Raw genomic sequence first — 26,960 nt, forward strand, 5'->3', positions numbered from 1 at the left:
CCCGGCCCCACCCCGCGGTCGGGGGTCAGGCGGCCTGGAGGGCGGGGGCGCGGTCGGCGATCTCGATGATGCGATCGCGGAGCAGCCGGAAGACGGTGTCGACGGCGCGGGCGGCCTGCGGGGTGTCGGGGTGCATCGCGTTGAAGTCGAGGCCCGCGGTGTCGCGGTTGATCCAGGTGAACACCTCGCGTGAGGGCGTGGCGTTCGCGAACACCGAGAAGTCGTGGTGCCGTGCGAGATCGGCGCCGGGCACCCGCGTGACGTCGATGTAGGAGAGCATCGGCGCGGAGAATCCGTGCTCCACGGGGAACTCGGGGTCGTCGGCCAGCAGGTCGATCACCGGGAACACTGGCGTGCGATCCAGCTGCCGGGCCACGGCGACGGCCTCGTGTGCGCGGCGGGCCACCTCGTCGAACGATCCGTTCGCGGAGAACTGCACCGGGACCAGCGTCACGTACCAGCCCACCGCCATCGCGTCGCCGGTCGCCGAACGATCGGCGCGGGGGATCAGCATGGTGAACAGCTCGTCGCCGGTCAGGGCGTGATGGACCTGCCCCAGCACCGCCAGTAGTGCGCTGCTCATGTTCGCGCCGGCGCACCTGGCGGCGGCCCCGAACCGCGCGGTGCGGCCCGCGTCCACGAACGAGCTGTGCACCGCGATGCGTCCGGGGGCGCAGGCACCGTCGGGCAGGCCCAGCGGGAGCGGGAAGCGCGGCATGCCCCCGGCCCGGCGGAGCGTCTCGCGCCACTGCACCACATCGGGATGCGTGGGCGTGAGGGTGGCGGCCAGCGTGCGCTGCTCGGCGGTGAAGTCGCGGTACGGGCGGACGGGCGGTGGCGTGAACGGCGTGCCCGCGCGTGCGGCCGTGTACCGCGAGACCAGCTCGAAGAAGCCCACCGCCTGCGAGACGCCGTCGGTGTACAGGTGGTCGGAGCAGACGACCACCTCGAAGCGCGGGTCGGCCGCGCCCGGCCGGGCGTGCTCTGTGCCCGTGACGGCGAACGCGAACGCGGCCCACTCGTTCAGGTCGGGCACCTCGGCCATGAGGTAGTCCTTCACCGTTGCGGCGGGATGCGTCGCCGAGGTGGCGGTGATGGCGAGCGAGATCTGTTCCGGCTGCAGCGTGCGGCCGCGCGGATCGAGATCGGTCGTCACCGGAAACGCCGTATGGAAAATACCGTGGGCGCGCACGAAATCGGAGAAGACGGAGGTCATCGCCTTCTCGTCGAATACATCGTGAATCGTGAATGTGGTGAAAACGAGGCGGCGCACGCAGGCCTCGCCGTCGATCCCGCTCCGGAGGTGGTCCGCCTGGATGAACGCGGTGCGAACGCCGAGGTCGGGGGCGGTCTTCATGGTCTCTCGCGTGACCGCGTCCGGAGCCCAGACGGACCACTCGCCCGCCTCGCACTGCCACTGCTCTGAGAATCCGGAGATCATGCCGAACATGATCCCGTCAGTGGATAGCCCTACAAAAGGTGCGAGAGCAGTGAGATATCTGACAGTTATTAAGGCTTCCCATTTCCCGCGACAGCGATACCATGCGCGTCGCTAATTAAGGTGATGAATAACCGGAACGCGTGTGCAATAAGGACCGCAAAGTGGGCGCGGTCCTCCGCGGCTACTCGTCGCGGGCGCGCCGGCGCGGCCGTGCCCTCCCGCCGCCCGCCGTGCCGCCCGCCGCGGCGGCGGCCCGCCGACGAGGGTGGCGAGCCACGCCAGGTGCGCCGCCCACGCACCCCCGCGCTGTGCGGACGAGGGCCGGCCCGGCAACGGAGCGATCTCGCCGGGTACCCGGTACAGCCGCAGTTCGGGGGTGTCCGCGGCGAGCGCAAGGCCGGGCAACGGCACCGTCGGGAAGCCGGGCGCACCGTCGATCAGTACGGCCTCGACGAGGACCCATCCCACCCCGAGCGCGGCGAGTCGGCCGGCGAGCTCGTCGCCGCCCGCGGCGAGCGCGTCCTCGGCGTCGGCGGCGGGGCCGGGCACCCGGTCGACCGACCGTCCGCCGACCCGGAGTTCACCGGTCTGCAGGACGGGCGCGCGCAGCATGCGCGGCGCCGGGTCCAGGGTCGGCGCGGGCGGGCCGTAGCCGTACTGCCGGAACATCCCTGGCGGCAGCACGGCGACCGCGCCCGCATCCGGCGGCACGGCATCGGCGACGGTGCGCCACGACGCCGGGTAGGTCACCGGCGCCAACGCCCCGCCGACGCCCCACGCCAACCCCGGGAGCACCGCGATCGGTGCCGCCACCGCGATCACCGCTCCCGCCGCCCGCGCGGGCGCGGGCATCGCCGCGACCAGGGCGGCCGCGCAGGTCGCGACGAGCGGGGCCGCCAGCGCCACCCACTTCTGGCCGTCGCGCAGCAGCCCGCTGCCGGGGATAGCCTGGACCACGGCCTCGAGCAGCGCGACGCCCGGACCGGTGGCCGCCAGCGCCGGCAGCACCACCGCGCACAGGGCGAGCAGCGCGAGCCGGCCCAGGGAGGGCGAGGAGCCGGCCGCGCAGCACGAGCAGGCCGCTCGCCAGCACGGCGAGGACGAGCGCGGTCCACAGCCACGGCGCACCGTCGGGCACGGCCTGCCGGTTCCAGATGCCCCCGAGGCCCAGCAGCGAGCCGAGCGTGCCCAGCCCCGGCTCCGCGCGGGCCGAGAAGGCGGCCACGCTCGCGGGATCGGTGCGGATGCCGGTGCCCGAGACCAGCGACGGGTACACCCACGGCGCGGCGGCGAGCACGAACAGGCCCACCTGCCACGCCCACCGGCGCGGCACCGCGACCAGGCCCGCCACCAGCGCGAACACCGCGCCGGTGGGCGTCAGGCCGCCCGCGGCAAGCCCTACAGCGAACCCGCCGACCTGTCGCCACCCCGAGGATTCCAGCCCCACGACCACGACCCAGCCGATCGCGGCGTACCCGGCCAGCAGGCTCCAGTGCCCCTGCAGCAGGCGCTCGGCGACGAACGGGTTCCACAACCCGACGCTGGCCGCAGCCAGGCCCGCGCCCGTGCCCGCGGGCCGGCCCACCGCGGCGAGCACGGCGAGCGCGCAGCGGCCGAAACCCCAGCCCGCGGCGACCAGCGAGACGAACAGCAGGGCCGTCACCAGCAGGCCACCGTCGACCACCTGCGAGCCGACGGCCAGCAGCCAGTCCTGCGGGGTCGCGCGTGCGGCGTTGCCCCCGAGGCCGAGCGCGGCGTCGGTGAGGTGGGAGCGGGGCGTCGAGACGGCGTCGCGCAGCACCAGGTAGCGGCCGCCGACCGCGAGCGGTCCCAGGATCACGACGCCGAGCACGGCGGACCAGGCGGCGAGGGCCACGTCGCGCGATCTCATCGATCCGAGCCTACTGACACAATGGCCGGGTGGGTGGACTGGCGCTGGTGACGATCGGATCGATGGTCGCCAACCTGTGTTCGTACCTGGTGCACCTGCCGGCGAGCCGATGGCTGGGGCCGTCCGGCTACGGGGAGTTCGCGGTCCTGCTGCAGCTCTCGCTGATCCTCGCGGTCCCCGCGCTGGCGCTGCAGACGGTGGTCGCGCGGCAGGTCGTCCGCGGCGCCGGGGCGGCGGAGATGCGCGCGCTCGGGTATCGCATCGCCGTCGGATCCGGCCTGCTCGCGGCCGCGCTGGTGCCGCTCGCCGCTGTCGGCCTGCACACCCGGCCCGGCACCGCGGCCGCGGCGCTCGCCGCGGCGCCCGCCCTCGTGGTGCTCGCCGTGGAGCAGGGGCTGCTGCAGGGGGCCCGGCGGTTCGGCCGGCTCGCCGCGCTGCTCGGCGTCGCCGGCCTGGGAAAGCTGGCATTCACCGTGCCCGGGCTGTTGCTGGGCCCGGGGCCGGCGCTCCTCGGGACGACGGTGGGCGCGCTCGTCGCGGCCGGTATCGGCCGGGCGCTCGCGGGCTCATCCGGCGACGGGGCCCCGGCCGGCGCCGGGGATGCCGGTGGCGACGCGGGCGGTGGGGAGCGCGCGGGTGTTCGTGCGGTGCTCGGCGCGAGCTCGGTGCAGCTGGTGCTGGTGGTCTTCGCGTCGCTGGACCTGTTGCTGGCGCGGCCGGTCCTCGGGCCGGCCGCGGCGGGCACGTACGCGCTGGGCGCGGTGGCGGCGAAGGTTGCGTTCTGGCTGCCGCAGGCCGTGGGTGTCGTGTTCTACCCGCACCTCGCGACGCCCGAGCACTCGACGCGAGCACTGCGCACCGTCGCGGGACTGCTGACCGGGCTCGGCCTCGCGTGCGTCGCGGGGGCCGCGGTGTGCGCGCCGCTCGCGACCCTGCTGGCCGGCGACGAGTACCGGCCCGTCCAGGGCTGGCTGTGGCTGTTCGCTGCGCAGGGTGCGCTGCTGGCGCTGCTGCAGGGGCTGCTGCTCTACGCCATCGCCGTCGAGCGAACCCGCATGGCGCTGTTCGCCTGGGCTGTGGTGGGGATCGAGGCGGCGGTCCTGCTGACCTGGCCGCGCACGGTGGGCGAAATGATCACCGCCGCGGCGCTGTGTGCGCTCGCGGCGGTGACGGTGATCGGTGCTGTCGTGAGGATCAGCGCTGGTCGGGCTTCCGGAAGTCGATCGCCTCGGTCTGCGAGTCGTCCGGCCGGGGCTGGGCGCCGAACGCCTCGGTGACCGGCTCGTCATCGGTCGCGTTGGGCGTCGTCGGCTCGTCGTCCAGCGGTCCCGCCGGGGGCGCGCCGAAGCCGCCACGGCCGCCCGCGTCCCGACTCGGGCCGCCCGCCGGGGCCGCCCGGCGACCGAGGAGCAACGCGAAACCGCCCAGGCCGAGTGCGATGAGGCCGAGGACGCCGCCCGCGACCGGGACCACGTACTTGGTGATCGCCAGCTTGTTCTGCGCCGACTTCGCGGCCTCCGCCTGCGAGCGGACCGTCGCGTCGACCCAGCGCTGGTTGGCGTCGAAGACGTCCAGCTTGAAGTCGCGCACGGCGCGGGGGTGTTCGGGGCCACCTGGCCCGGGAGCCGGAACTGCTGCTGGTAGTGCAGCTGCTGGTCGACGATGATGCCCGACTTCGGGTCGACCCACAGGTCGACGCCGGTCTTCGCCCAGCGGTTCAGCGTGATGTCGTCCTTGTCGTCGACGCCCTCGATGCCCCACCAGCCCGCGGTCTTGGTGAGGACGGTGCCGAGGGTCGCGTCGTTGCCGTCGCGGATCGTGGAGAGGTCGACCCAGTCCTGGGCGCCCTGGAAGTGGAGCGTGTTGGTACCGCTGACCTCCTTCTCCTCGACGAACTTCAGCGGCACGTTCTTGCGGGTGATGAGGTCGAAGTACTGGTACTCGCCACCCTGCTCGGTGCCGGCGGGGAAGCGGTACTGCAGGCCCTTGCGGTCCGGGATCTTCACGGCCGGGGTGCTCTCGCCGGGGGCGAAGGTGGCCTCCGACGTCTTGCCGGTCGGCGCACCCGTCTCGCGGTCGAGCTGCACCCGGTCGAGCCAGGCCTGCACCAGGCCGTCGTCACAGGGGCGCTCGTTCTTGGTGGCGCCGGTGAGTTCGGGGTGGCGCGGCTCGCCCTTGGTCTTGATCGACGGGACGACCATCGACATGCCGGACTGGATCGTCATCGTCGACTTGTCCGACGGCGAGGTCACCAGCGACCGGGTCTGCGTCGTCACCGAGACCTCGTTGATCACGGCCTTGGGCTTGTTGAACGAGCACAGGTCCAGGGACTTCGCGGGGAACTCCGCGTCGGCCTGGGAGTCCGCGGGCTTGGTGGACTTGGCCACGGTCGTGACGTCCAGGTCCAGCGGGATCGTCTTCAGCTTCCCGGCGACGTACGCCGGTGCGGCGATCGCCGACGTGATCAGCACTGCGCCCAGGAAGATCAGGATCGGACCGATAACGCGCGCCAGCCGGCTACGGCCTACCGCCATCGAAGTGTCTCCTCACGGTCTTGCGGAGCGCGTGCGGGGTTCGCACACGCCGACGGGCCACGCGGTCGCGTGCGCCCTTACAACTACCCGAGCCTACAGGGACGCGCGGGGTGATCCTGCTCTCGCGCGCGGGCGGGGCCCGAATCGCAGGTAGATTCTGTGGGCGATGACCGAACACCGGACCAGCGATTCCGCGACTGCAACACCCGCCGGTGCTGCAGGATTCGTGCCCGCGCTGGAGGGGATGCGGGCGCTCGCCGCGATCGCCGTGATGCTCACGCACACCGCGTTCCAGACCGGCCAGGTGGACGGTTCCGTGCTCGGCCGGGTCTGGGGCCGGTTCGACATGGCGGTCGCGCTGTTCTTCGGGCTCTCCGGGTTCCTCCTGTGGCGCGCGCACGCGCGAGCCGCGTGGTCCGACGGTGCGCCGCCCCCCGCGGGTCGTTACTACCGGTCGCGCGTCGTCCGGATCATGCCCGCGTACCTGGTGGTGGCGGTGGTCGCGCTCGCGCTGCTGCCGCGGTCGACGCCGCCGTCGGGCTCGACGTGGCTCGGCAACCTCACGCTGACCCAGGTGTTCGTGCCGTACTCGCTCACGGACGGGCTCACGCAGATGTGGTCGCTGTCCGTGGAGATGCTCTTCTACCTGGTGCTGCCGCTCGCGGCGCTGGCCGTGGTGCGGCTGCGGGGACGGGCGGCGCACTGGCGGGTCCCGGTGCTGCTCGGCGCGGCCGTGGTGTCGCTGAGCTGGGCGTGGGTGGGGGCGTCGCTCCCGCTGCCGCGCGGGGTGAACCACCACAATTGGCTGCCCGCGTACGTGCCGTGGTTCGTGGCCGGGATCGTGTTGGCGGAGATGGTGTTCGCGCCCGCATCCCGGTACGCGCGGGTGCGGCGGGTGGCGCGCAGGTCGGTGTGCTGGCCCGCGGCCGCGGTGGTGTTCGCCGTGATCGTGACCCCGCTGGGCGGCCCGGTCACCCTGGACACGCCCGCGCCGTGGCAGTTCGCGGTGCGCATCGGGCTCGGTGGGGTGTTGGGGTTCCTCCTGCTGGCGCCGCTGGTGCTGGGGCCCGGTTCGGACCGGGCGCGCCGACTGGGGTCCGGGCCGATGCTGGCGCTCGGGCGGTGGTCGTACGGGATCTTCATCTGGCACCTCGTGGTGCTCACCGCGGTCTTCCCGCTGTTCTCGATCGTCCCGTTCGGTGGCTCGTTCGTGAAGGTCACGGCGCTCACCCTGGTGTTCTCCGTCGCCGTCTCCGCGCTGAGCTACGCCTGGGTGGAGGAGCCCGCCCGGCGCGCTCTCGCCCGTCACGAAGCCCGACGGTCCGCCGCCCGTCCCGCGTCGTCGGCAGCGTCGCAGGCTGCGCCCGAGCAGGTCACCGTCGGATAGGACGGACGGGTCGGGTCGTCCCGCGCCGACCCTCGGTCGCTCCCGCGGCACTGAGCTGCTCCCGCGGCGGCCATGGCAGCCGCGGGAACGACTAGTCGCAGCGGGAAGGCACCGTTCGGCGCTGAACGTATGGTTCCGGTGATCGGAACCTACTCCGCTGCGAGTTCGTCACTGCCGTCGCCGCGGCCTCCCGCCGCTGCGTGACCACGGCAGCGTCGACCACGCCATCAGGAGCACGCCCACCAGGGCGAGTCCCTGCGGCCAGGGTCCGTGGCCGACGTATCCGGACTCGGCGTGCCACGGCCCCGTCGCCAGCCACAACATCGCGGCCAGCACGAACCCGGACGCGCCGAACACCCGCAGCGCGGCGCGTCGCTCGGGCGGCAGGTGCAGGGAGGAGAGCAGCACTGTCGCGCCGCCGGTCACGGCCCACAGCACGAGACCAGGCCACCCCGACAGGGCGAACGCCGCCGCGCCCACCCCGAGCCCGGCGAGCACCCCTGGCCGCCACGCCCGGACCGCCGCGCCGGCCCCCGGCCGCGCCCCGGGGACGAGCGCCAGGGCAGCCAGGATCAGCAGCAGGGCCAGACCGCCGAACAGTCCGATCCGGTACGGCGCGTTCAGCGCGAATCGCAGCGTGACGGTGCCGTCGGTGCCCGCAGGGATCACCCAGCCCTGCTGCCACCCGTTCACCGTGACCGCACGCAGCGGGGCACCGTCGGGACCCGTTGCCGCCCAGCCGTTGTTACGCGACTCGGGGACCACGAGCACGCGGTCGGCGGCCGCGTCGTCGACCGACACCACGCGGCGATCGGGCGTCCAGCTCAGCACTCGCGCGGGCTGATCGCGGGCGCCGGCCTCCGCCGCGGCGGACGCCGGCGTATCGAGAACCAGTGACTCCACGCTGAACGCCGCACCCGGCGACGCCACTACGTGCTGGCGCCCCGCGGGCAGCGGCACCGCCGGATCGCACGCCACCGCGCGGATCGGGGTACCGTCGCGCAGCTGTCGCGCGCCGGCCTCGAGCCGGAAACGCACCAGCGCGTCGCCGATCCGCACAGTGGGGCCGCTCTCACACGGCACCGCGACGGCGCGGTCCGGCGCGGTGGGCTCCGAATCGGGGACGGGCGCACCGTCGGGGCCCGGGCCCGCACGTCGGCCAGCCCGGCCGGCATCTTCTCCGGGAAGCCGAGGGCGTTGATGTTGATCCTGGAATCCCAGTCCAACAGCGAGATCGAAATCGAATCCGTTACGGCCCCTTCGAGTTCCACGGTCGCGGAGTCGCCGTCCTCGGGGAGCTCGCGGATCTGCCGGCCGGTGCCCAGGTCGACGGCGATCCGCGTGGGCCGCGCCGGCGCCTCCCCGCGGGGCAACTGCAGCTTCAATCCGCCCACCAGCTGCGGCGACGGCAGCCGCATCCGCAGGATCGGCTTCGGCGCGGTGGACTGCGTGGACGACTGCGGCGCCGACCACGCGGTGTTCGGGTCGCCGTCGGTGGCGGCTCCGCCGTTGCCCCGGCCGTCGCCGACCGCGGCGTCCGCGTACGACGACGGCGCACTCGGATCCGCGAGCAGCGTGGTCAGCGCCTGCCCGGGGCGGGCACGCACGGTCAGCGTCGGGATCACGGACGGTGCGCCCGGCCCGACGACGGTGCGCCGCAACGGGCCCGGCTCCTCGGGCCCGATCGCGATGTCGGCGCACTGGACCGGACCGGGGGCACCGTCGGGCCCCGGGGTGACGACGCAGCCCGAACGCCCCATCGTCTCCTGACCGAACACCCAGCGCTGTGCCGCACCGGATTCCGGCAGCACCACATCGTGCCGGGCGGGGATCGCGCGTCCGCCGCGCGCGTCCGTGAGCTGCGCCTCGGAGATCGCGAACTGGTTGCCCCACGTGTGATCCGCAGTCTCGGCGGCGGTGATCCGCAGCCACCGTGTGGATTCCGACGGCGCGACCAGCGTGATCGGGGTGCCGACCGTCACCGGATCGGAGTAGACGGTGCCCGCCTCCGTGGTGATCAGCAGCCGGGTGACCGCCGGACCCAGCGCGCGGCCCACCGTGACGGTGACCGCCAGGTCCTCGCGCGGCTCGGGCAGGGTGAACTGCAGCCACTGATTGATCGCGTGGTCCAGGCCCGACGACACCCAGGGCGTGTTCTTGTCGCCGTCCACCGCGGCGGCCACTCCCGCACCCGGCAGCACGGTGCCCAGTTGGGTCGCGTCGGAGGCGGACGACGACGCGGTCACCGTCGCGCCGTCCCACTGCGCGTTCACCAGGCCCGCGCCCGGCACGGGGTAGTCGGGCAGGCGGTTGAGGGTGCGCCGGGCCTCGTCCCGCGTCCGCACCGCGGAGCTGTGGTCGTCCACCCGGCCGAAGTCCGTCTCCCGGTTGCGGGGCGTGTCGGTGACGGTGAGCGCACCGTCGGGAAGGCCCGCCGCGGCCGCGTCGGGGGCGAGCAGCGCCGCGCCCAGCTCGCGCCGCCCGGCCGCCGCGGCGTCCGCCTGCAGCGTGAGCAGTGACTCCGGGCCGCCCGCGATCCGCGGCATCGACGCGGCGTCGGTGAGGTACGGCCCGTCGGGGATCGCCCCGCCCACGCGGTAGATCGTGATCGCGGGCAGCGGCGGTCGCAGCCCCGAGTCCACGACGACGTCCTCGACCGTCGGCGGCGCGATGTCGGGCCCGAACCGCGCCACCTCGCTGATCCCCGGCGATCCCTCGATCGCCGCGCGGGCCAGCGCCGGGCGGGCCGAGCGGGAGGTGGCGGGATCGAGGTCGGCGCGCAGCACCAGGTAGGAGATGCCCTGGCGGCGCAGGGTGGCCGCGAGCCCCGGCGACGGCGTGCCCGCGCTGAACAGCCGCTGCACCGAGTCGAGTGCGCGGATCGCGCCCGGCGGGTTCAGCGGGATCGCGTCGCGCACCGCCCACGGGGTCTCGGCGAGGGGCTGGATCGGTTCGTCGCGGGTCAGGCCCCACAGCTGCGCGCCGAACGGTGCCCCCGGGACCACGAGGGCGCGTTCGGCCCGGGCTTGACCGGGCGCCGTGCCCGCGGCGTGCGAGGACAGCCACCCTGCGGCCTGCGACCAGTAGTCGGGGATCTTGTCGTACGCGCCGCGCGGCGCGAGCCTGCCGGTCCACGCCATGCCGCCCGCCAGCGCCAGCACCACCACCACGGCCAGCGCGCCCGCGGCGAGGCGGTCGTGCTCGGGGTGCGCCAGTGCCCGCCGAACCTTCGCCAGGCCGACGGTGCCGGGCAGCGGCGCCCGCGCAAGCAGGTGCGCGAGCCCCAGGACCAGCGGCAGCCGCAGGAACGGTTCCAGCTTGTACACGTTGCGCAGCGGTGCGCCGACACTGTCGAGGAACACGCGGACCGGCTCGGCGATGGGCGAGCCGAGCCCGCCTGCGTAGCCCGCGCCGATCCCGGCCAGGCCGACCAGCAGCACCGTCGCCCAGACCCCGCGCTTGGGCATGTGCCGCATGGTGAGGCCCGCGATGCCGGCGGCGGCGGCGAGGCCCGTGACCACCACGGCCGCGGGGGCGGTGGTGAGCATCGCGCCCGCGGCGCGCTCGTCGGAGATGAACGGGCTCCACGACGTGGTGCCGCGCAGCACCTCCGGCAGCGACGCCCACTGCGTGGTGGCGCGCGACGACTCGATGAACTCGAGGAACGGGGGCTGACCCGGCCCATGATCAGCAGCGGCACGATCCACCACGTGGTCGCGAGCGCCACACACACCGTCCACCAGGCGCTGAACCGCCAGAACCGGCCCGTCCCGGTGCCCACGCGCGCGTGCAGCACCCACCACAGCGCCGCGACCGCGCACGCGAAGCCCGTGGCGACCGCGTTCACCGCGCCCATCAGCGCGACCGCGCACGCGGACTTCGCGGCCAGGTTCCGCAGCGGGACGTCCGCGCCCTGCAGGAGCTGCACCAGCGGGAGCAGCACCCACGGCGCGAGCATCACCGGTGCCGTCTCGGAGCTGATCGCGCCCAGCGTCGTGAGCACCTGCGGGGCCAGCACGAACGCCGCGCCCGCGACCACCCGGCTACCGCGCGAGCCCGTGCCCAGGGCCTCCGCCAGCCGGACGATCCCCCAGAACCCTGCGAACAGCAGTAGCGCCCACCACAGGCGCTGGGTGATCCACGGCGGGACGTGCAGTAGCTGGCCGAGCGCGAAGAACGCCCCGTGCGGGAAGAAGTAGCCGTACGCCTGGTTCTGCACCTGGCCGAGCGGCGACTGGCTCGACCACACGTTGGCCGCGCGGGCCAGGAAGCCGATCGGGTTCGCCGTGAGATCGAGCTTGGTGTCGGCGACGATCCTGCCGGGCGCACTGAGGAAGCTCAGCGCCAGCAGGGCGACGAACGCCCACGCGCCTGCGCGGCGGGTCAGGGGTTCGGCGTTGGGCTGGGCGCTACTTGTTGGCACCCGAGTCGTCGCGCTCGCCGTAGTTCGACGAGCCCTGCAGGAAGCCCTTGTCCTTGGACACGTTATCCAGGCTGGTGGACGGCGTCGTCTGACCGACGGCCGCGCCGCTCGTCAAAGCAAGGGCGACGGCGACGACGATGCCGGCGAGCGCAGCGGTGGCGCTGGCGATGATCGAGGTGCGGTCCATGCGGGCGAGTCTACAGGTCCAGCTCCGCGCAGCCCGACGGCACGATCATGACCGGCCGCTTGCATCCGCGCAGGACATGCTCCGACACGGACGAATGCCACAGCGACCGGATGCCCGAGACGCCCCGGCTGCCGGAGACGATGACGTCCACGTCGAACGTGTCGGATGCGGCGATGAGCGCCGTCCAAACGGTGGTGGACACCTCGATGAGCTCACCGTGCGCGGTGAAGCCCGCGGCGGCCGCGAGGTCGACGCCCTGCTGGTTGGTCTTCTGCGCCTCGGCGTGCACCACGTCGCTCTCGCGGGTGAGCGCGGTCTCCGCGGCCCCGGCGCCCGCGACGCCGGACATCGCCGACAGCCGCGCGGCCTGGTGGATCGTGGACTCCCACGCGGTGACGACGATCGCCTCGGCGTCGCGGCCCTGCGCGAGGACCTTGCTGGCGTACTTGACGGCGCGCTGGGAGGACTCCGAGCCGTCGTACGCGATCAGAACCTTGACGGGGACACTCATGCGGATCACCTCGATCTTCGCGGTTACCTGATGGCTCCAACGCTACGCCGAAACGGTGTGGTTGCACAGTGCAAGTGAGGGCGTGTTCCGCCGGGCGACGCCGCCGCTGCCAGACTGGGGCGCATGCGCCTGGCCCGGAACCTCACCGTCCTGCTGGTCGCCGCGGCGAGCGTCGCGGCGTGCGATCCCGCGTCGCCCCCGGCCCCGTCGAGCAGCGTTCCCGTCGCGGCCCCCGCCACCAGCTCGACGGTGTCGGCGGCACCGTCGGGCCCGGGACGCCCGGCCGCGTGCGGGACGGACTTCCTGGCGAAGCTGTCGGTGCGGGAGAAGGTGGGGCAGTTGCTCATGGTGGGAGTCACCGACGCGGCCGACGCCCGGAGTGCGGTGCGGCAGGGCGTGGGCGGCGTGTTCATCGGGAGCTGGACCGACAAGTCGGTGTTCTCGGGCGGGACGCTCGCGCAGGTCGCGAAGGCGGGCAAGGTCCCGGCGTGGGTGTCGGTCGACGAGGAGGGCGGCCGGGTGTCCCGCGTCCCCGGCGCGAACCTGGTTTCGGCGCGGGAGCTCGCGCGGACGATGAGCGTGGCGGAGGCGCGTGCCGAGGGCGCGCGCATCGGGAAGCTGCTGAAGTCGAAGGGGATCACCGTCGACTTCGCGCCCGACGCGGACGTGTCGGCGCAGCCGGCGGACTCGGTGATCGGTGACCGCTCGTACTCGAACGATCCGGCCGTGGTGACCAAGTACTCGCAGGCCTTCGCGGCGGGGCTGCGCGACGGCGGGGTGTACCCGGTGTTCAAGCACTTCCCGGGGCACGGCAGCTCGTCCGGGGATTCGCACCTGGGCGGCGTGAGCGTGCCGCCGCTGAGCTCGCTCAAGCAGAAGGACCTCATTCCCTTCCGCGCGGCCGCGACGTCGGACGCGGGGATCATGGTGGGCCACCTCACCGTGCCGGGTCTGACGGAGCCGGGTCTGCCCACGAGCCTGAGTCCGGCGACGATGCGGCTCCTGCGCACCGGCTCGGGGTACGGTGCGCAGCGCTTCGACGGCCCGATCTTCACCGACGACCTATCCGGCATGAAGGCGATCACGGACGGCTTCAGCGTGCCGCAGGCCGTGGTCAAGTCGCTCACGGCCGGCGCGGATGTGGCGCTGTGGATCTCGACCGATCAGCTGGGCGCGGCGATCTCCGCGGTCGAGGAGGCGGTGCGGTCGAAGAGGCTCTCGCGTCAGCAGCTCGACGATTCCGTGCTCCGGGTGGCGCGCGCGAAGCACGTCGTGCGCTGCTGAAACGTCGCGGGTTCCGCCGTAACTTACTTCTCGGTAACCAGGTGCCGTAGGATCTGACTCGAGAGTAAGGAGGGCGCCGATGGCCGGTGGTACGAAGCGTTTGCCGCGCGCGGTACGCGAGCAGCAGATGCTGGACGCCGCCGTCAAGGTGTTCTCGCGCAACGGGTTCTACGAGACATCGATGGACGCGGTCGCGCGCGAGGCCGAGATCAGCAAGCCGATGCTGTACCTGTACTACGGGTCCAAGGACGAGTTGTTCGCCGCGTGCGTGACTCGCGAGGCCGGTCGGTTCATGCGCAGCATCGAGTTCGACGCCAGCCCCACGCTCCCGCCCCTGCAGCGGCTGCGGTCGGTGATCGCGGGGTTCCTGAAGTACGTCGACGAGAACCGCGACGCCTGGCGCGTGATGTACCGCGAGGCCACCGGACAGGCCGCGTTCGCCGCGCTGTCCGAGGCGAACCGCGAGCGCGTGGTGGAGATGACCGCGGTGTTGCTCCGCGAGGCCGCCAAGTACGCCCCCGACGACACCGATTTCGAGATGTACGCCGTCGCCCTGGTCGGCTCCGGTGAGGCGATCGCGGACCGACTGGCCACCGGCAAGGTGCAGCTCGACCGCGCCGTCGAGATCATGACCTCGTTCCTCTGGGGCGGCATCCGCGGCGAGCGCCCGGAGTAGGTCGTCCCGCAACGCGCGGGTGAATACGCGGCTGGGCGGTGGTACGAAGCCAGATCTGGCTTCCTGTGTTCGTGCAGGCGAGGATTCACCCCGCGCAATCCTTCGCCGATCCCCCGGGCGTCCAACCCTGGAACGCACAGTGCCCGCCGGGCCGAGGCCGGGCGGGCACCGTCGAACAGGGGACTACAGCGGGGTGATGGTGGCCGTCACGTGCGGGAAGCCCTTCTTCAGGTCCTTCGCGATGATCTCCTTGCCGCCGGTGGCGGCGTCGGTCGCGACGAACAGGCCGATCCGCGCCGGCAGGATCACCGGCTTGCCGAAGCGCACGTGATGCACCACGGCGTCGGGCACGTGGCCCTCGACGACGCGCAGCATCGCCGCGGCGGTCCACGCGCCGTGCGCGATCGACGACGGGAACCCGAAGGCCTTGCCGCCGATCGACGACATGTGGATCGGGTTCCGGTCGCCGCTGACCCCGGCGTAGCGACGGATCAGCGAGCCGTCGACGGAGAGCAGCGCGTCGGGGGCGCCGGGGCGGCCCTCCTTGGGCGACGGTCCCGAGGGCTCGCCGGACAGCGAGGTCCGCTGTTGGATCAGCATCGTCGACACCTCGGACGCCACGGACTCGCCGGCGGCGTCGGAGAACTCCGTCGTGAAGTCGATCAGCATGCCCTTGCGGTGCTCGCGCAGGTTGCCCACCGAGGTGCGCAGCGTCAGCTGCTCGCCGGGCACCACGCGTCGGCGCCGGGTGATGGTGTTCTCCACGTGCACCGAGCCCACCGCCGCGGCGGGGAAGTCGTCCGCCAGGAACAGGTCCATGATCAGCGGGAACGAGAGCACGTAGAGGTACATCACGGGCACCTCGCCCGTGTTCTTCAGCCCCACGACCTCGCAGTACTCACCGACCCGTGCGGGATCGACGTCCACGGTGAGCTCGACGGAGCGCTCCGGCAGCGGCGTCTCGGGCTTGAGCGGCCCCTGCTTGCCGATCACCGGGAGGATGCCGCGCAGGCCGCGCGTGAGCACCGAGAGGCTCGAGGGCGGCGCCTGCAGGACGGTCGTGTTCTTCGCCATCTCAGGCCCCCAGCAGGCTCTGACCGCAGACGCGCACGACGTTGCCGGTCACGGCGGCCGACGACGGCGCGGCGAAGTACGACACCGTCTCGGCCACGTCCACCGTCTGGCCGCCCTGCTGCAGCGAGTTCATCAGGCGGCCGGCCTGGCGCGTGGCCAGCGGGATCGCCGCGGTCATCGCGGTCTCGATGAAGCCGGGCGCCACCGCGTTGATCGTGATGTTCTTCTTCGCCAGCACCGGCGCGTACGCGTCGACGATGCCGATCACGCCCGCCTTGGTGGCGCCGTAGTTGGTCTGGCCGCGGTTGCCCGCGATGCCCGCGATCGACGAGACGTCCACCACGGCGCCGCCCTCGTTCAGCGCGTCCTCGGCGAGCAGCGCGTCCACCAGCTGCTTCGGCGCCTTGAGGTTGACGGCCATGACGGCGTTCCAGCGGCCCTCGTCCATGTTGGCGAGCAGCTTGTCGCGCGTGATGCCCGCGTTGTTGACGATGATGTCCAGGCCGCCGTGGCGCGCCTTGACGTGCTCGGCGATCTTCTTGCCCGCGTCCGCGGCGGTCACGTCGAGCGGCAGCGCGGTGCCGCCCACCTTGTTCGCGACCTCCGACAGCGCCTCGCCCGCAGCGGGGATGTCGGCGGCGATCACGTGGGCACCGTCGCGCGAGAGCACCTCGGCGATCGTCGCGCCGATACCGCGTGCGGCACCCGTCACCAGAGCGGTCTTGCCGGCCAGCGGCTTGTCCCAGTCCGACGGTGCCGTCGCCTCGCGGTCCGTCACGCGGATGACCTGCGCGTCGACGTACGCCGACTTGCCGGACAGGAGGAAGCGCAGCGTCGAGGCCAGACCCGAGGCGCCGGTGGCGTCGTCCGGGTGGACGTACACGAGCTGGGCGGTGGCACCGTCGCGCAGCTCCTTCGCGACGGAGCGGGTGAAGCCCTCGAGGGCCCGCTGGACGATGTGCTCGTCCAGGTCCTCGATCAGCTCCGGCGTGGTGCCGAGTACCACGAGGCGCGCGCTGTTGCCGAGCGAGCGCATCTGCGGGCCGAAGAACTCGTACAGGCCGATCAGCTCGTCGATCGAGGTGATGCCGGTGGCGTCGAAGACCGCGCCGCCGAGCTTCTCGGCGCCGCGGGCGCCGCCGTTGTTCACCACGAGGTCGTAGTCGGCGAGCAGCTCGCGCACGGGCTCGACCAGGCGGCCCTTGCCGCCGAGGAGGACGGGGCCGCCGAGCGCGGGCTTGCCGGCCTGGTAGCGGCGGAGGACGGGCGGCTGGGGCAGGCCGAGCCGGCTGGCCAGGAAGGAGCCGGGGCCCGACTTCACGAAGGCCGCGTAGAAGTCCGTGCTGGGTGCATCAGGCATGTGAGGTACCTCATCCGTGTGGGGTTCCGATAGGCTATCGACAAGCAACTTACTCCAGAGTAAGAATACTCGGTAGTAGCAACCCTCGATTCCCAGGGAGAACCCGTGGCCAACATCGAAACCCGCCCGGTCGCCATTCTCGGTGGCAACCGCATCCCCTTCGCGCGCTCGGACAAGGCGTACGCGAAGGCCAGCAACCAGGACATGTTCACCGCCGCGCTCAACGGCCTGGTGAGCCGCTTCAACCTGCAGGGGGAGCAGCTGGGCGTGGTCGTCGGCGGCGCCGTGCTCAAGCACAGCCGTGACTTCAACCTGATCCGCGAGTCGGTGCTCGGCAGCCCGCTCTCGCCGTACACGCCGGCCTTCGACGTGCAGCAGGCCTGCGCCACGGGCCTGCAGGCCATCAACGCCGCGGCGCAGGGCATCGCGCTCGGCCGTTACGAGTCGGCCGTCGGCGGCGGCGTCGACACCACCTCCGACGCCCCGATCGGCGTCTCCGAGGGCATGCGCAAGGTGATGCTCGAGCTCAACCGGGCCAAGAGCACCGTCGACCAGCTCAAGCTGCTGGGCAAGCTCCCGGCCAACCTGGGCATCGACATCCCGCGCAACGGCGAGCCGCGCACCGGCATGTCGATGGGCGAGCACGCCGCCATCACGTCGAAGGAGTTCGGCGTCTCCCGCGCCGACCAGGACGAGCTCGCCTACCTCAGCCACAAGAACATGGCGGCCGCCTACGACCGCGGCTTCTTCGAGGACCTGATCACGCCGTACCTCGGCCTCACCCGCGACGACAACCTGCGTCCCGGCAGCACCGTCGAGAAGCTCGCCACGCTCAAGCCCGTCTTCGGCGTCGCGCTGGGCGACGCGACGATGACGGCAGGCAACTCCACGCCGCTGACGGACGGCGCGTCGACGGTGCTGCTGTCCTCCGACGAGTGGGCGCAGGAGAAGGGCCTGCCCGTGCTCGCCTACCTCAAGGACGTCGAGTACTCGGCCGTGGACTACGTCGGCGGCAAGGACGGCCTGCTCATGGCGCCGACCTACGCGGTGCCGAAGCTGCTGGCGCGCAACGGGCTCACGCTGCAGGACTTCGACTTCTACGAGATCCACGAGGCCTTCGCCTCCGTCGTGCTCGCGACGCTGCAGGCCTGGGAGTCGCCCGAGTACTGCAAGGACCGCCTGGGTCTGGACGCGCCGCTCGGCTCGATCGACCGGTCGAAGCTGAACGTGAACGGCTCCTCGCTGGCGGCCGGCCACCCGTTCGCCGCGACCGGCGGCCGCATCGTGGCGTCGGCCGCGAAGATGATCAAGGAGAACGGCGGCGGTCGTGCACTGATCTCGATCTGCGCCGCCGGTGGTCAGGGCATCACCGCCATCATCGAGGGCTGATACCCGGGGCGCGCGCCCCGAGGACTGATGGTGCCGGCCCCGGCCGCCTAAGCTGGTGTCATGACCGCGACGGACGATCTGATCGAGAGGATCCTGCGCGAATACGACACCATCACGGTGGTCGGGGCCAGCGCCGATCCGGCGAAGGCCGCGCGCGACGTGCCCGCCTACATGCAGCACCGGGGCTGGCGCATCATCCCGGTGAATCCGCACGCCGAGGAGATCCTCGGCGAGCCGGTGTACCGCTCGCTGGCCGACGTGCCCGAGCAGGTGGGTCTGGTGGACGTCTTCCGGCCGTCCGAGCAGACCCCCGAGATCGCCCGGCAGGCCGTCGCGGCCGGGGCGACCGCCCTGTGGCTGCAGCTGGGCATCCGCTCGGCGGAGGCGCGGGAGATCGCCGAGTCCGCCGGTCTGCTGTACGTGGAGGACCGCTGCCTGATCATCGAGCAGCGGCGCACCCGGATCTCCAGGAGATCCGCATGAGCGCGGGGCTGCTCATCGTCGCGGTGATCGCCGTGGTGGCGGTGCTCACGCTGGTGGGCGTGCTGTGGTTCGTGCGCGACTCCAACAAGCGCATCCGCGCATTCGCCGATTCGGGGGACCTGATCCCGGGCCGGCCGGGGCGAGCACCCGCGGAGTGGTCGAAATCCTCGGCGCCCGAGGCACTCCTGCATCAGCGCGTGCGGTACGCCATCGCCGATGTGCACCGCGGCGCCGCCGCGCCCGCCGTCCCGCCGCCCGCGGGTTCCGCGATCAACGGCCCCGAGTCCGACCTCGCCGCCCTCGACGACGCGGTCTTCGAGCTCGACGATGCGATCATCGCCGCGTCCCGGCTGTCGGGGGAGGAGCGCACGGAGGCGCTGGCGGCGCTGGAGCCGAAGGTCGCCGCGCTGGAATCGCTGACAGGCACGCTGTGGGACGCACCCTCGGCGAAGCGGCGCGCGCTGATCGACGCCGCCACCTCGGCCCTCCGCCGCTGACGCCGCGTCGGGAGTGTGGCCGCGGCAGGAGTGGCATAGTCGTTCCGAAACGCGATGCGTGGCACGTATCGGCAGTATCACTGCAGGTGGGGGCCGTTTCATCGTCATCGGGGATGCGTTTGACGCATTCCCTCCGTCCCCCGGCCCGACGGCCCGCCGCCGTATGGCTGGGGAGTCGGTGTGCGGCGCGGGAGACGCGGCTCCTGGTGGGGAGTCGGCTCCGCCTGGGGGACGGTCGTGCCCCTGCCAGGCGCCGTTCTGGGCTGTTCGTCGACTCGGGGAGGAAACGTCTGAGTCGCGGTTCGGCTACGCGCGGGGACGACGCCACTAGGGCGGGCGGTGGCCGGGTATGCGGATCAAGCATGCCCCGGTCCGGATAATCGGCGTCTGACCTGCGGATTCATCGGGGTATGCGGGATGTGCATGTCCTGCGGCGATGATCATCGCCACACCGCCCTCACTCGTGCCCCGCGGCCCCTGCCCCTGGCGCCGAAGTCCGCTGCGCCGCCACCGCCGCGCGGACCCGCTCCACTGCCCGCGCCAGCGCCCACGACAGGGGCACGGTGATCACGGTGGTCACCGCGACGATGGGCCACGTCGAACCGGTGAACAGCGACCAGCCGAACACGTCCAGCACCACGATGTCCATGACCATCACGTGGATCAGGAAGTATTCGTAACTGATCGAGCCGAGCCACACCATCGCCCGCGAACCCAGCACGCGCGAGGACCCCACCGCGAACGCCGCCACGAGCAGCCCGCCGATCGCGGCCTCCAACAGGAACTTGGTGATCCCCTGCGCGGGGTGGGTAGCGAGAGGTCGATGGGTCCGGCGATCGGCGTCAGCAGCAGGCCGTACGCCCCGGCCGCGGCCGCGAGCAGCACCCACCGCCGCCGCACGCGACGCGCGTACAGCGCCGCCAGGATCCCCGCCGCGAAGGCCGCGGCGTACCCCGGCGGCCACGATCGCGCGGTCTTCCCGAACACCTCGGTGGCGGTCACCAACCACAGCCACCCGATCGACACGGCGATCATCGTCGCGGGCACCCGCCACCACCACCGGGCGGCCCCCGCCGCCAGCAGCGGAAGCGTCAGGTAGAAGGCCACTTCCACGCACATCGACCACATCTGCGACAGGCCGGTGTGCACGTACCCCACCCCGTAGATCTGGGTGAAGCTCATGTGCCGCAGCCACCCGCCGACGCCGTGCCCGTGCGGGGAGGCGTCCGGCCGCCACACGTAGATCAGGTACACGACGGTGACCACGGTCCAGTACGCGGGCAGGATCCGCCACGCGCGGCTCACGAAGTACCGCCGCACGTCCGGGGTCCGACGGTCCGCGGCCCCGTCACCCCCGGCACCGACGCGGGCGGCACCGTCGGGCCCGCCGGACAGCCACGGGCGCACCAGGAGGAACCCGGACAGGGCGAAGAACACCGGGACGGCGGTCTCGAGGCGGGCGTACGCGGCACCGGCCGCGTCAGGGTGAAGTCGCCGGCCCAGAAGGCGGCGTGCGTGACGCACACCCCGAACGCCGCGACCGCCCGCAGCCCGGTGAGCGCGGGGATGTGGCTGGAGCGCGGAGCGGAATCGATGGCGTCTCAGATCTTGATCGCGGGTATCAGCCGGTCGAGGTTCCACAGCCGATTGCGGCGCGCGGAGAGACACGACACCGTGACCGACACGACCCACAGGACCACCAGGATCGCGATCGCGACCCACAGCCGGTGGTCGATGCCGCCGAGGATCAGTTGTCGAAGTCCGTTGACGCCGTAGGTCATCGGGTCGTACTTGTGCAGCACTTGGAACGGTCTCGCGGTGGTCTCCACCGGGTACATGCCGCCGGAGCTCACCAGCTGCAGCATGAGCAGCGCCATGATCAGCACGCGGCCCACGGATGCCCCGACCAGTGCGTTCACCGCCTGGGTGAACGCGAGGAACGCGAGTGAGACGCCCATCATGAAGAACAGCATGGCGATGGGATGCGCCACCTCCAGGCCGAGGGCGAAGCGGACCACGCAGTACAGGATCACCGCCTGGCACAGCGCGATCGCCGCCGCGGGCAGGTAGCTGGCCATCACCACGCGGATCGCCAGCACCTCGGCGGCGATGGCGCGGTTCTGCAAGGGCCGGAACACCATCCACAGCACCAGCGCGCCGAAGAACAGCGCGAGCGTCAGGAAGAACGGCGCCATGCCGGTGCCGAAGTTCGGTGCGCGGTTCTCGTGCGTCGTTGCCAACTGGACGGGGCCGCCGATCGTGTCGGCGACCTGCGCGGTCTGCTCCTGCGACCACTTCGGCACGGCGCCCGCGCCCTCGCGCAGCTTGGTCGACAGCTCCTGGCTGCCGTCGCGCAGCTGCACGGTGCCGGACGCGAGCTTGCCGGCACCGTCGGACAGTTGGGTGATGCCGTCGTCGAGCGTGGCGTTCCCCGCGGCGAGCTGCGCCGCCCCGGACCGGAGCTCGGTGAGCTTGGCGGTGAGGTCGCCGCCGGTGGACCCGATCTTGGCGAGCACGGTCTGCAGCGGGCTGCCGGGCGTGCGCAGCTGCTCGGTGAGCACCGCCGCGCTGCCCGCGGCGGCAGTGATCTGCTGCTTCGCGGCGGGCGTCATCGACGCCTGCGCGAGCTGCGCCCGCACGAGTCGCAGGCCGTCGGCCGCCTGCCGCGCCGCCGGCTCGGGGCTGGCGGCGAGCTGCCGGATCGCGGCGTCGATCCCGGCCAGCGCGGTGTCCTGCGTCTTGACGAAGACGCCGGCCTTGTCGGCCGCCTCGACGAGCGCAGCGGCGCTCTGCTGCAACTGCTCGGTGTTCCCGCCCAGCCCGGACAGCGCCTTCGTGACGGCGAGGATCGGATCGGTCGCCTGGTTGATGCCGTCGGAGAGCTGCTGCGACCCGGTGCGCAGCTGCGCCGAGCCGGTCTTCGCGGTCGCGAGGCCGGAGGCGAGCTGGGCGGCACCGTCGTTCGCGGTCACGAGACCGTCGTGCAGTTTCCCCGCCCCGTCGGCCGCATCTTCGATGCCGGACCCGGCGGTGATCATCATCGACAGCACCTGATTGACGGCCTGCCCGGAGATCCGCGTGGACACCGCATTGAGCACCTGCGCCATCGCCGACTGCCCGATGGTGGAGCTGACGTAGTTGTTGGCGTCGTTGTAGATCGCCTTGAGCTGTGCCTTCTCGGGCTTGCCGGTCATCGGCGAGGAGATGGCGGAGGAGAAGTTCTCGGGCAGCTCCAGCATGAAGTAGTAGGTGCCGTCCTGGACGCCCTGCCGCGCCTCGGAGGGCGAGACGACGTGCCAGTCGAGGCTCTCGTCGTCGGCGAGCGCCTTCTCGACCTCCGCGCCCGCGTTGATCTTCTGGCCCTTGACCTCGGTGCCCTTGTCGGCGTTGACCAGAGCGACCGGCATCTTGTTGACATTGCCGAACGGGTCCCAGAACGCCCACAGGTACAGCGCGCCGTACACCAGCGGCAGCAGCATCAGCACCACGATCGCGGCGCGGGTCATCCGGCTGCGGCCGAACCGCTTGATCTCGGAGCCGAAGGCCAGGCCGGCGGCGATCGGGACGAGGTTCTTCTTGCCGGGCATCGATCAGTCCTTCCGGGTCAGAGCGCGTCGGTCGTGCAGGGTGTGCGACGGTGCCGTTCCCCGAGAGGGTTGGTGACCCCGACGATCACGGTGTACCGCTCGGCGATCGCGCCGAGCCGCTGGACGGCGTCGGCGCGGCCGGGGTTGTCGCGAACCTGCTCGAGGTCGCCCACCACGAGGATCGGATGGTTGCCGAGCAGAGCGAGGGTGATGCGCAGCAGGAACCGTTGTAGATCGCTCAATTCGACGATGCGGGTCTTCGGCGCGGGCCGGTCCAGCTCGCCGAACACCTGATCCAGCTCCAGCCGGCCGGCGCTCAGCGGCACCATCGAGTACCAGGGCGCCAGCCAGCGCCGCTGTTCGGCGAGCACGGTCTCGACGGTGACCGACTCGTCCAGGTCGTCGATGTCCTCGAAGGCGGCGATGGCGCACTTTCGGCGGATCGCGGCCGGCGTGGTCGCGCCCAGGGCGTCGACAGTGCCGTGGCTGGGCTTGAGCCGCCCGGCCAGCGTGAGGAGCAGCGCGTCCTGGTCCCGGCCCGCCGGCATCTGAACCGCGTGCAGGCCGGGGCCGAACTCCAGGTCGATACCGCGGAACAGCGGGCCGTGCTCGCCGTCGACGCCGAGGTTTCTCGCAGCGAGATGTACTTCGTTCGGCTGGGCTTCGTCCATGCGGGCACTCCGTCGGTCCGGGTCATCCTGGTGCGCAGGTCGGTCGCAATCCTACGGTGGCTGCCCGACGGTGCGGCGCGCACGTCGGGCGCACCGTCGGCCCGGGAACGGACGAGGGCGCCCCGACCGGTGGTCGGAGCGCCCTCGGGTGCTCGGAGTTACGAGGCGACGATCAGAACGCGGCCTCGTCGAGGTCCATCGCCTGGTTGTCGATCGCGGCGATGATGTCCTTGGTGCCGGTGAGCAGCGGCAGCATGTTGGCGGCGAAGAACTTCGCGACGCCGACCTTGCCCTCGTAGAACGACTTGTCGGCGCCGGTGGCGCCGCCGTCGATCTTGGCCTGCGCGATGACGGCCTGGTGCAGCAGGCGCCAGCCGATCATCAGGTCGCCGAAGGCCATGAGGAAGCGCACCGAGCCGAGGCCCACCTTGTACAGCTCCTTGGGCTCCTGCTGCGAGGCGAGCGCGAAACCGGTGAGCGTGGCGGCCATGGCCTGCACGTCCTCGGCGGCGGTCTTGAGCAGCGCGACGTCGGCGGCGAAGGCGCCGCCGGCGTTGGCCTCGATGAACGCGGTGATCTGGCCGGCCACGTGGCCGAGCGCGGCGCCGCGGTCGCGGAGGATCTTGCGGAAGAAGAAGTCCTGCGCCTGGATGGCGGTGGTGCCCTCGTACAGCGAGTCGATCTTCGAGTCGCGGACGTACTGCTCGATCGGGTAGTCCTGCAGGAAGCCCGAGCCACCGAAGGTCTGCAGCGACTCGGTGCCGAGCAGCGTGAACGCGCGCTCGGAGCCGACGCCCTTGACGATCGGGAGCAGCAGGTCGTTGACCTTGTAGGCCATCTCCTCGTCGGCGCCCGAGACGGGGGTCGCGGTGCGGACGTCCTGGTGCGCGGCGGTGTACAGGTACACGGCGCGCAGGCCCTCGGCGTAAGCCTTCTGCGTGAGCAGCGAGCGGCGCACGTCCGGGTGGTGCGTGATGGTCACGCGCGGCGCGGTCTTGTCGGCCATCTGGGTCAGGTCGGCGCCCTGGACGCGCTGCTTGGCGTAGTCGAGCGCGTTGAGGTAGCCGGTCGAGAGGGTGCCGATGGCCTTGGTGCCGACCATCATGCGGGCGTGCTCGATGACCTTGAACATCTGCGCGATGCCCTTGATCTCCTCACCCACGAGCCAGCCCTTGGCGGGCTTGCCGTGGCCGCCGAAGGTGACCTCACAGGTGGTGGAGGTCTTGATGCCCATCTTGTGCTCGACGCCGGTGACGTAGACGCCGTTCTCCTCGCCGAGGTTGCCCTCCTCGTCGAAGTGGTGCTTCGGCACGAAGTACAGGCCCAGGCCCTTGGTACCGGGCGCGCCGCCCTCGGGGCGGGCGAGCACGAGGTGGAAGGTGGACTCGAACATGCCGTCCATCACGGCGGACGTGATGAAGCGCTTCACTCCCTCGATGTGCCAGGAGCCGTCCTCCTGCTTGACGGCCTTGGTGCGGCCCGCGCCCACGTCCGAACCGGCGTCCGGCTCGGTGAGCACCATGGTGGCGTTCCAGTTGCGCTCGGCGGCGATCTTCGCCCACTTCTTCTGCTCGTCGGTGCCCTCGTCGAAGAGGATCTGCGCGAAGCCGGGGCCCGCGGCGAACATGAAGACGGGCGGGTTGGCGCCGAGGAAGAGCTCGCCGATGCCCCAGTACAGCGAGCGGGGCACGTCGGTGCCGCCCAGCTCGTCGTTGAGGCCCAGGTAGGCCCAGCCGCCGTCGGCGAAGATCGCCTGCGACTTCTTGAAGGCCTCGTTGATCTTCACCTCGTGGGTCTCGGGGTTGAAGACCGGCGGGTTGCGGTCGGCCTCGGCGAAGGACTCCGCGATGGGGCCCTCGGCCTGACGGGCCGCCTCGCGCAGCATCTCCTTGGCGGTGTCCTCGTCGAGGTCGCCGTACGCACCGGAAGCCAGCACCTCGCCGACGCCGAGGTCCTCGAAGAGGTTGAACTCGATGTCGCGGACGTTGCTCTTGTAATGGCCCATGGGGCTGTTCCACCTTCTTAGATCAGGCTGTCGGACTGTTACCTGCCGGTAAGTTACCGCTCGGTAATATGTACAGAATAACGTGCCCGCGGCGTGCGAACAAGTGCAAGCGCCCTATTGTGCGATCGCGTCGTTCCCGCGGCGACGTGCTCGAACCGCCAGGTCAGTGCCGGTGCCGTGGTACGGATCACTCTCGCGCCATTCCACGTGTTCCACCACCATGTCCTCGGGTAGGGCCGCCGAGAGCTCGGCGGCGCCGAACGTGGGTAGGTCGGGATGAGACTCCGCCTTCTCATGCGCCAGCACCAGGAGCAGCCCGCCCGGCGCCAGCGAGCGCGCGACCTTCGCGATCGCGCCGGCCCGGTCCGCAGGATCGGGGTGCAGGTACGCCCACACCGCCAGGTCGTAGGGCTGGTCCGGGATCTCGTCGGTGACGACGTCGAGCGGGGTCCAATGCAGACGGGCGCGGACGGTGCGCGGCGAGCGGGCCGCGACGGTGGCCGCCTTGTCGAGGCCGACGCGCGAGTAGTCGACCGCGGTCACGTCCCACGCGCGGGTCGCGAGCCACAGCGCGTGCCGCCCCTCGCCGGCGCCCACGTCCAGCGCACGGCCCGGCGGCAGCACGGCGACCTGCTCGACGATCCACGGATCGGGCGGCGTGCCCCACACCAGTTCAGTCGCGCGGTAGCGGGCGTCCCAGTCCTCGGCGCTCCTCATCGGGCTCACAGCAGAGCGTCCTTGAGGTAGGCGACGTCGTCGGCGAGCCCGTCGGCGGGCGTCTCCAGGATGATCGGGGCGCCGGCGGCGCGGGCCACGTCGGCGAGCAGGTCCGGGTCGATGGTGCCGTCCTGCAGGTTCGCGTGCCGGTCCCGGGCTGAGTCGAACTCGTCGCGGGAGTTGTTGAGGTGCACCAGGTCGATGCGGCCCGTGATGGCCTGCACGCGCTCGACGATGCCGAGCAGCTCCTCGCCGCCCGCCCAGGCGTGGCACGTGTCGAGGCAGAAACCGGCGCCCTGATCGCCGACGGCGTCCCACAGCCGGTCGATGGTCTCCAGCTGGCGCGCGATGGCGCCGTCGCCGCCGGCGGTGTTCTCGATGAGGATCGGCACGCCGAAGCCGCCCTTCTCCTCCTGGCGGGTGAACAGCTTGCGCCAGTTGTCGATTCCCGCCTGCAGGTCCTCACCGCCGCGCAGGTGGCCGCCGTGCACCACGAGCCCGAACGCGCCGAGCTCGGCGGCTGCGGCGGCCTGCTGTTCGACGGCCTTGCGGCTGGGCATGCGGAGCCGGTTGTTCAGGCTGGCCACGTTGATGACGTACGCGGAGTGCACCACGATCTCCAGCGGCGACTCGCGCAGTGCCTGAGTCTGCGGGTGCGGCTCCGGCTTCTTCCAGCTCTGCGGGTCCGAGACGAACATCTGGATCACGCCCACCCCCAGCTCTTCGGCCGTCTCGACGGGGTGGGTGTCACTGCGAACATGGGCACCGATGCGCATGCGTACAGCGTAGTCGCTCGCCTGTGCCGTCCTGGGGCTGTGGAGGACCGCGGTCCTGTGGATGACG

At 71.9% G+C, this 26,960-nt stretch carries 22 protein-coding genes and 3 pseudogenes; 7 read left to right on the plus strand and 18 right to left on the minus strand.

Annotated features, from left to right (window positions below; all coding sequences use genetic code 11):
• Nucleotides 1-25: 25 nt before the first annotated feature.
• From MTP03_RS01390 to MTP03_RS01400, 3 genes are all read right to left on the minus strand, one after another.
• Nucleotides 26-1,441, minus strand: a complete 1,416-nt coding sequence (locus MTP03_RS01390) for a condensation domain-containing protein (protein ID WP_248490248.1) — start codon at nucleotides 1,439-1,441, stop codon at nucleotides 26-28.
• A gap of 111 nt (nucleotides 1,442-1,552) precedes the next feature.
• Nucleotides 1,553-2,053 carry a hypothetical protein gene (locus MTP03_RS01395; protein ID WP_248490249.1) on the minus strand — a complete coding sequence of 167 codons (501 nt, stop codon included), beginning with the start codon at nucleotides 2,051-2,053 and terminating at the stop codon, nucleotides 1,553-1,555.
• Entirely contained in the window at nucleotides 2,022-3,332 is a 1,311-nt protein-coding gene (locus tag MTP03_RS01400) for a hypothetical protein (RefSeq protein ID WP_248490250.1), read from the minus strand. Before MTP03_RS01400 ends, MTP03_RS01395 begins: the two co-directional genes overlap by 32 nt.
• 29 nt (nucleotides 3,333-3,361) lie before the next feature.
• Between MTP03_RS01400 and MTP03_RS23050 the strand changes: the two genes are divergently transcribed.
• A complete protein-coding gene (locus tag MTP03_RS23050) occupies nucleotides 3,362-4,609 on the plus strand; it encodes a polysaccharide biosynthesis protein (protein WP_305852778.1) in 1,248 nt (415 codons plus the stop codon).
• On the opposite strand, the gene MTP03_RS01415 is transcribed toward MTP03_RS23050, so the two are convergent.
• Together MTP03_RS01415 and MTP03_RS23230 are read right to left on the minus strand one after the other, a co-directional pair.
• Nucleotides 4,527-4,922, minus strand: coding sequence for a porin PorA family protein (locus tag MTP03_RS01415; protein ID WP_248490252.1), 396 nt, complete (start codon nucleotides 4,920-4,922; stop codon nucleotides 4,527-4,529). The two genes, MTP03_RS23050 and MTP03_RS01415, sit on opposite strands and share 83 nt — an antisense overlap.
• Nucleotides 4,923-4,939: 17 nt before the next feature.
• Nucleotides 4,940-5,866, minus strand: a pseudogene (locus MTP03_RS23230) (DUF3068 domain-containing protein); the annotation flags it as partial.
• 166 nt (nucleotides 5,867-6,032) lie between these two features.
• Here MTP03_RS23230 and MTP03_RS01425 point away from each other — a divergent pair.
• Nucleotides 6,033-7,253, plus strand: coding sequence for an acyltransferase (locus tag MTP03_RS01425; RefSeq protein WP_248490254.1), 1,221 nt, complete (start codon nucleotides 6,033-6,035; stop codon nucleotides 7,251-7,253).
• A gap of 168 nt (nucleotides 7,254-7,421) precedes the next feature.
• On the opposite strand, the gene MTP03_RS01430 is transcribed toward MTP03_RS01425, so the two are convergent.
• From MTP03_RS01430 to MTP03_RS01450, 4 genes and pseudogenes are all read right to left on the minus strand, one after another.
• A complete protein-coding gene (locus tag MTP03_RS01430; RefSeq protein WP_248490255.1) occupies nucleotides 7,422-8,156 on the minus strand; it encodes a hypothetical protein in 735 nt (244 codons plus the stop codon).
• A 26-nt stretch (nucleotides 8,157-8,182) separates the two neighbouring features.
• A pseudogene (locus tag MTP03_RS01435) lies at nucleotides 8,183-11,676 on the minus strand (alpha-(1->3)-arabinofuranosyltransferase).
• Entirely contained in the window at nucleotides 11,663-11,863 is a 201-nt protein-coding gene (locus tag MTP03_RS01445) for a DUF2613 family protein (RefSeq protein WP_248490257.1), read from the minus strand. The pseudogene MTP03_RS01435 and the gene MTP03_RS01445 overlap by 14 nt, the downstream one beginning before the upstream one ends.
• A 10-nt stretch (nucleotides 11,864-11,873) precedes the next feature.
• Nucleotides 11,874-12,374 carry a universal stress protein gene (locus tag MTP03_RS01450; RefSeq protein WP_248490258.1) on the minus strand — a complete coding sequence of 167 codons (501 nt, stop codon included), beginning with the start codon at nucleotides 12,372-12,374 and terminating at the stop codon, nucleotides 11,874-11,876.
• A 123-nt stretch (nucleotides 12,375-12,497) separates the two neighbouring features.
• Between MTP03_RS01450 and MTP03_RS01455 the strand changes: the two genes are divergently transcribed.
• Both MTP03_RS01455 and MTP03_RS01460 read left to right on the plus strand, forming a co-directional pair.
• On the plus strand, nucleotides 12,498-13,658 hold the full coding sequence (locus MTP03_RS01455; protein ID WP_248490259.1) for a glycoside hydrolase family 3 N-terminal domain-containing protein: 1,161 nt from the start codon (nucleotides 12,498-12,500) through the stop codon (nucleotides 13,656-13,658).
• Nucleotides 13,659-13,737: 79 nt separating this feature from the next.
• Entirely contained in the window at nucleotides 13,738-14,334 is a 597-nt protein-coding gene (locus MTP03_RS01460) for a TetR/AcrR family transcriptional regulator (protein WP_248490260.1), read from the plus strand.
• Nucleotides 14,335-14,517: 183 nt separating this feature from the next.
• Here the strand turns inward: MTP03_RS01460 and MTP03_RS01465 are convergent, their stop codons facing one another.
• Nucleotides 14,518-15,408: a MaoC/PaaZ C-terminal domain-containing protein gene (locus MTP03_RS01465; protein WP_248490261.1), complete on the minus strand. Its 891-nt coding sequence runs from the start codon at nucleotides 15,406-15,408 to the stop codon at nucleotides 14,518-14,520.
• A 1-nt stretch (nucleotide 15,409) separates the two neighbouring features.
• The gene (locus MTP03_RS01470; RefSeq protein WP_248490262.1) at nucleotides 15,410-16,768 is read right to left on the minus strand and encodes a 3-oxoacyl-ACP reductase; all 1,359 of its coding nucleotides are present in this window, start codon (nucleotides 16,766-16,768) and stop codon (nucleotides 15,410-15,412) included.
• A 105-nt stretch (nucleotides 16,769-16,873) separates the two neighbouring features.
• Here MTP03_RS01470 and MTP03_RS01475 point away from each other — a divergent pair, with 105 nt between their 5' ends.
• Genes MTP03_RS01475 through MTP03_RS01485 form a run of 3 tightly spaced genes read left to right on the plus strand, consistent with a single transcriptional unit; the run spans nucleotide 16,874 to nucleotide 19,137 of the window.
• Nucleotides 16,874-18,157: an acetyl-CoA C-acetyltransferase gene (locus tag MTP03_RS01475; RefSeq protein ID WP_248490263.1), complete on the plus strand. Its 1,284-nt coding sequence runs from the start codon at nucleotides 16,874-16,876 to the stop codon at nucleotides 18,155-18,157.
• Between the two features lie 60 nt (nucleotides 18,158-18,217).
• The gene (locus MTP03_RS01480; protein ID WP_248490265.1) at nucleotides 18,218-18,640 is read left to right on the plus strand and encodes a CoA-binding protein; all 423 of its coding nucleotides are present in this window, start codon (nucleotides 18,218-18,220) and stop codon (nucleotides 18,638-18,640) included.
• Nucleotides 18,637-19,137 (plus strand): hypothetical protein, encoded by a 501-nt coding sequence (locus MTP03_RS01485; RefSeq protein ID WP_248490266.1) that lies wholly within the window; start codon nucleotides 18,637-18,639, stop codon nucleotides 19,135-19,137. The genes MTP03_RS01480 and MTP03_RS01485 overlap by 4 nt, the downstream gene beginning before the upstream one ends.
• A gap of 457 nt (nucleotides 19,138-19,594) precedes the next feature.
• Here the strand turns inward: MTP03_RS01485 and MTP03_RS22520 are convergent, their stop codons facing one another.
• The 7 genes and pseudogenes from MTP03_RS22520 to MTP03_RS01515 form a co-directional block, all read right to left on the minus strand.
• Nucleotides 19,595-19,840 (minus strand): hypothetical protein, encoded by a 246-nt coding sequence (locus MTP03_RS22520; RefSeq protein ID WP_371820847.1) that lies wholly within the window; start codon nucleotides 19,838-19,840, stop codon nucleotides 19,595-19,597.
• Entirely contained in the window at nucleotides 19,801-20,661 is an 861-nt protein-coding gene (locus MTP03_RS01490; protein WP_256465203.1) for an acyltransferase, read from the minus strand. The genes MTP03_RS22520 and MTP03_RS01490 overlap by 40 nt, the downstream gene beginning before the upstream one ends.
• Nucleotides 20,662-20,738: 77 nt before the next feature.
• The gene (locus MTP03_RS01495; RefSeq protein ID WP_248492352.1) at nucleotides 20,739-22,697 is read right to left on the minus strand and encodes a YhgE/Pip domain-containing protein; all 1,959 of its coding nucleotides are present in this window, start codon (nucleotides 22,695-22,697) and stop codon (nucleotides 20,739-20,741) included.
• A gap of 30 nt (nucleotides 22,698-22,727) precedes the next feature.
• Nucleotides 22,728-23,395: pseudogene (locus MTP03_RS01500) on the minus strand (hypothetical protein).
• A 172-nt stretch (nucleotides 23,396-23,567) separates the two neighbouring features.
• Entirely contained in the window at nucleotides 23,568-25,400 is a 1,833-nt protein-coding gene (locus tag MTP03_RS01505; protein WP_248490267.1) for an acyl-CoA dehydrogenase, read from the minus strand.
• A gap of 114 nt (nucleotides 25,401-25,514) precedes the next feature.
• Entirely contained in the window at nucleotides 25,515-26,117 is a 603-nt protein-coding gene (locus MTP03_RS01510) for a bifunctional 2-polyprenyl-6-hydroxyphenol methylase/3-demethylubiquinol 3-O-methyltransferase UbiG (protein WP_248492353.1), read from the minus strand.
• A gap of 5 nt (nucleotides 26,118-26,122) precedes the next feature.
• Nucleotides 26,123-26,893 carry a deoxyribonuclease IV gene (locus MTP03_RS01515; RefSeq protein ID WP_248490268.1) on the minus strand — a complete coding sequence of 257 codons (771 nt, stop codon included), beginning with the start codon at nucleotides 26,891-26,893 and terminating at the stop codon, nucleotides 26,123-26,125.
• Between the last annotated feature and the right edge of the window lie 67 nt (nucleotides 26,894-26,960).

Source organism: Tsukamurella sp. PLM1 (assembly GCF_023168325.1).
Lineage (GTDB): Bacteria > Actinomycetota > Actinomycetes > Mycobacteriales > Mycobacteriaceae > Tsukamurella.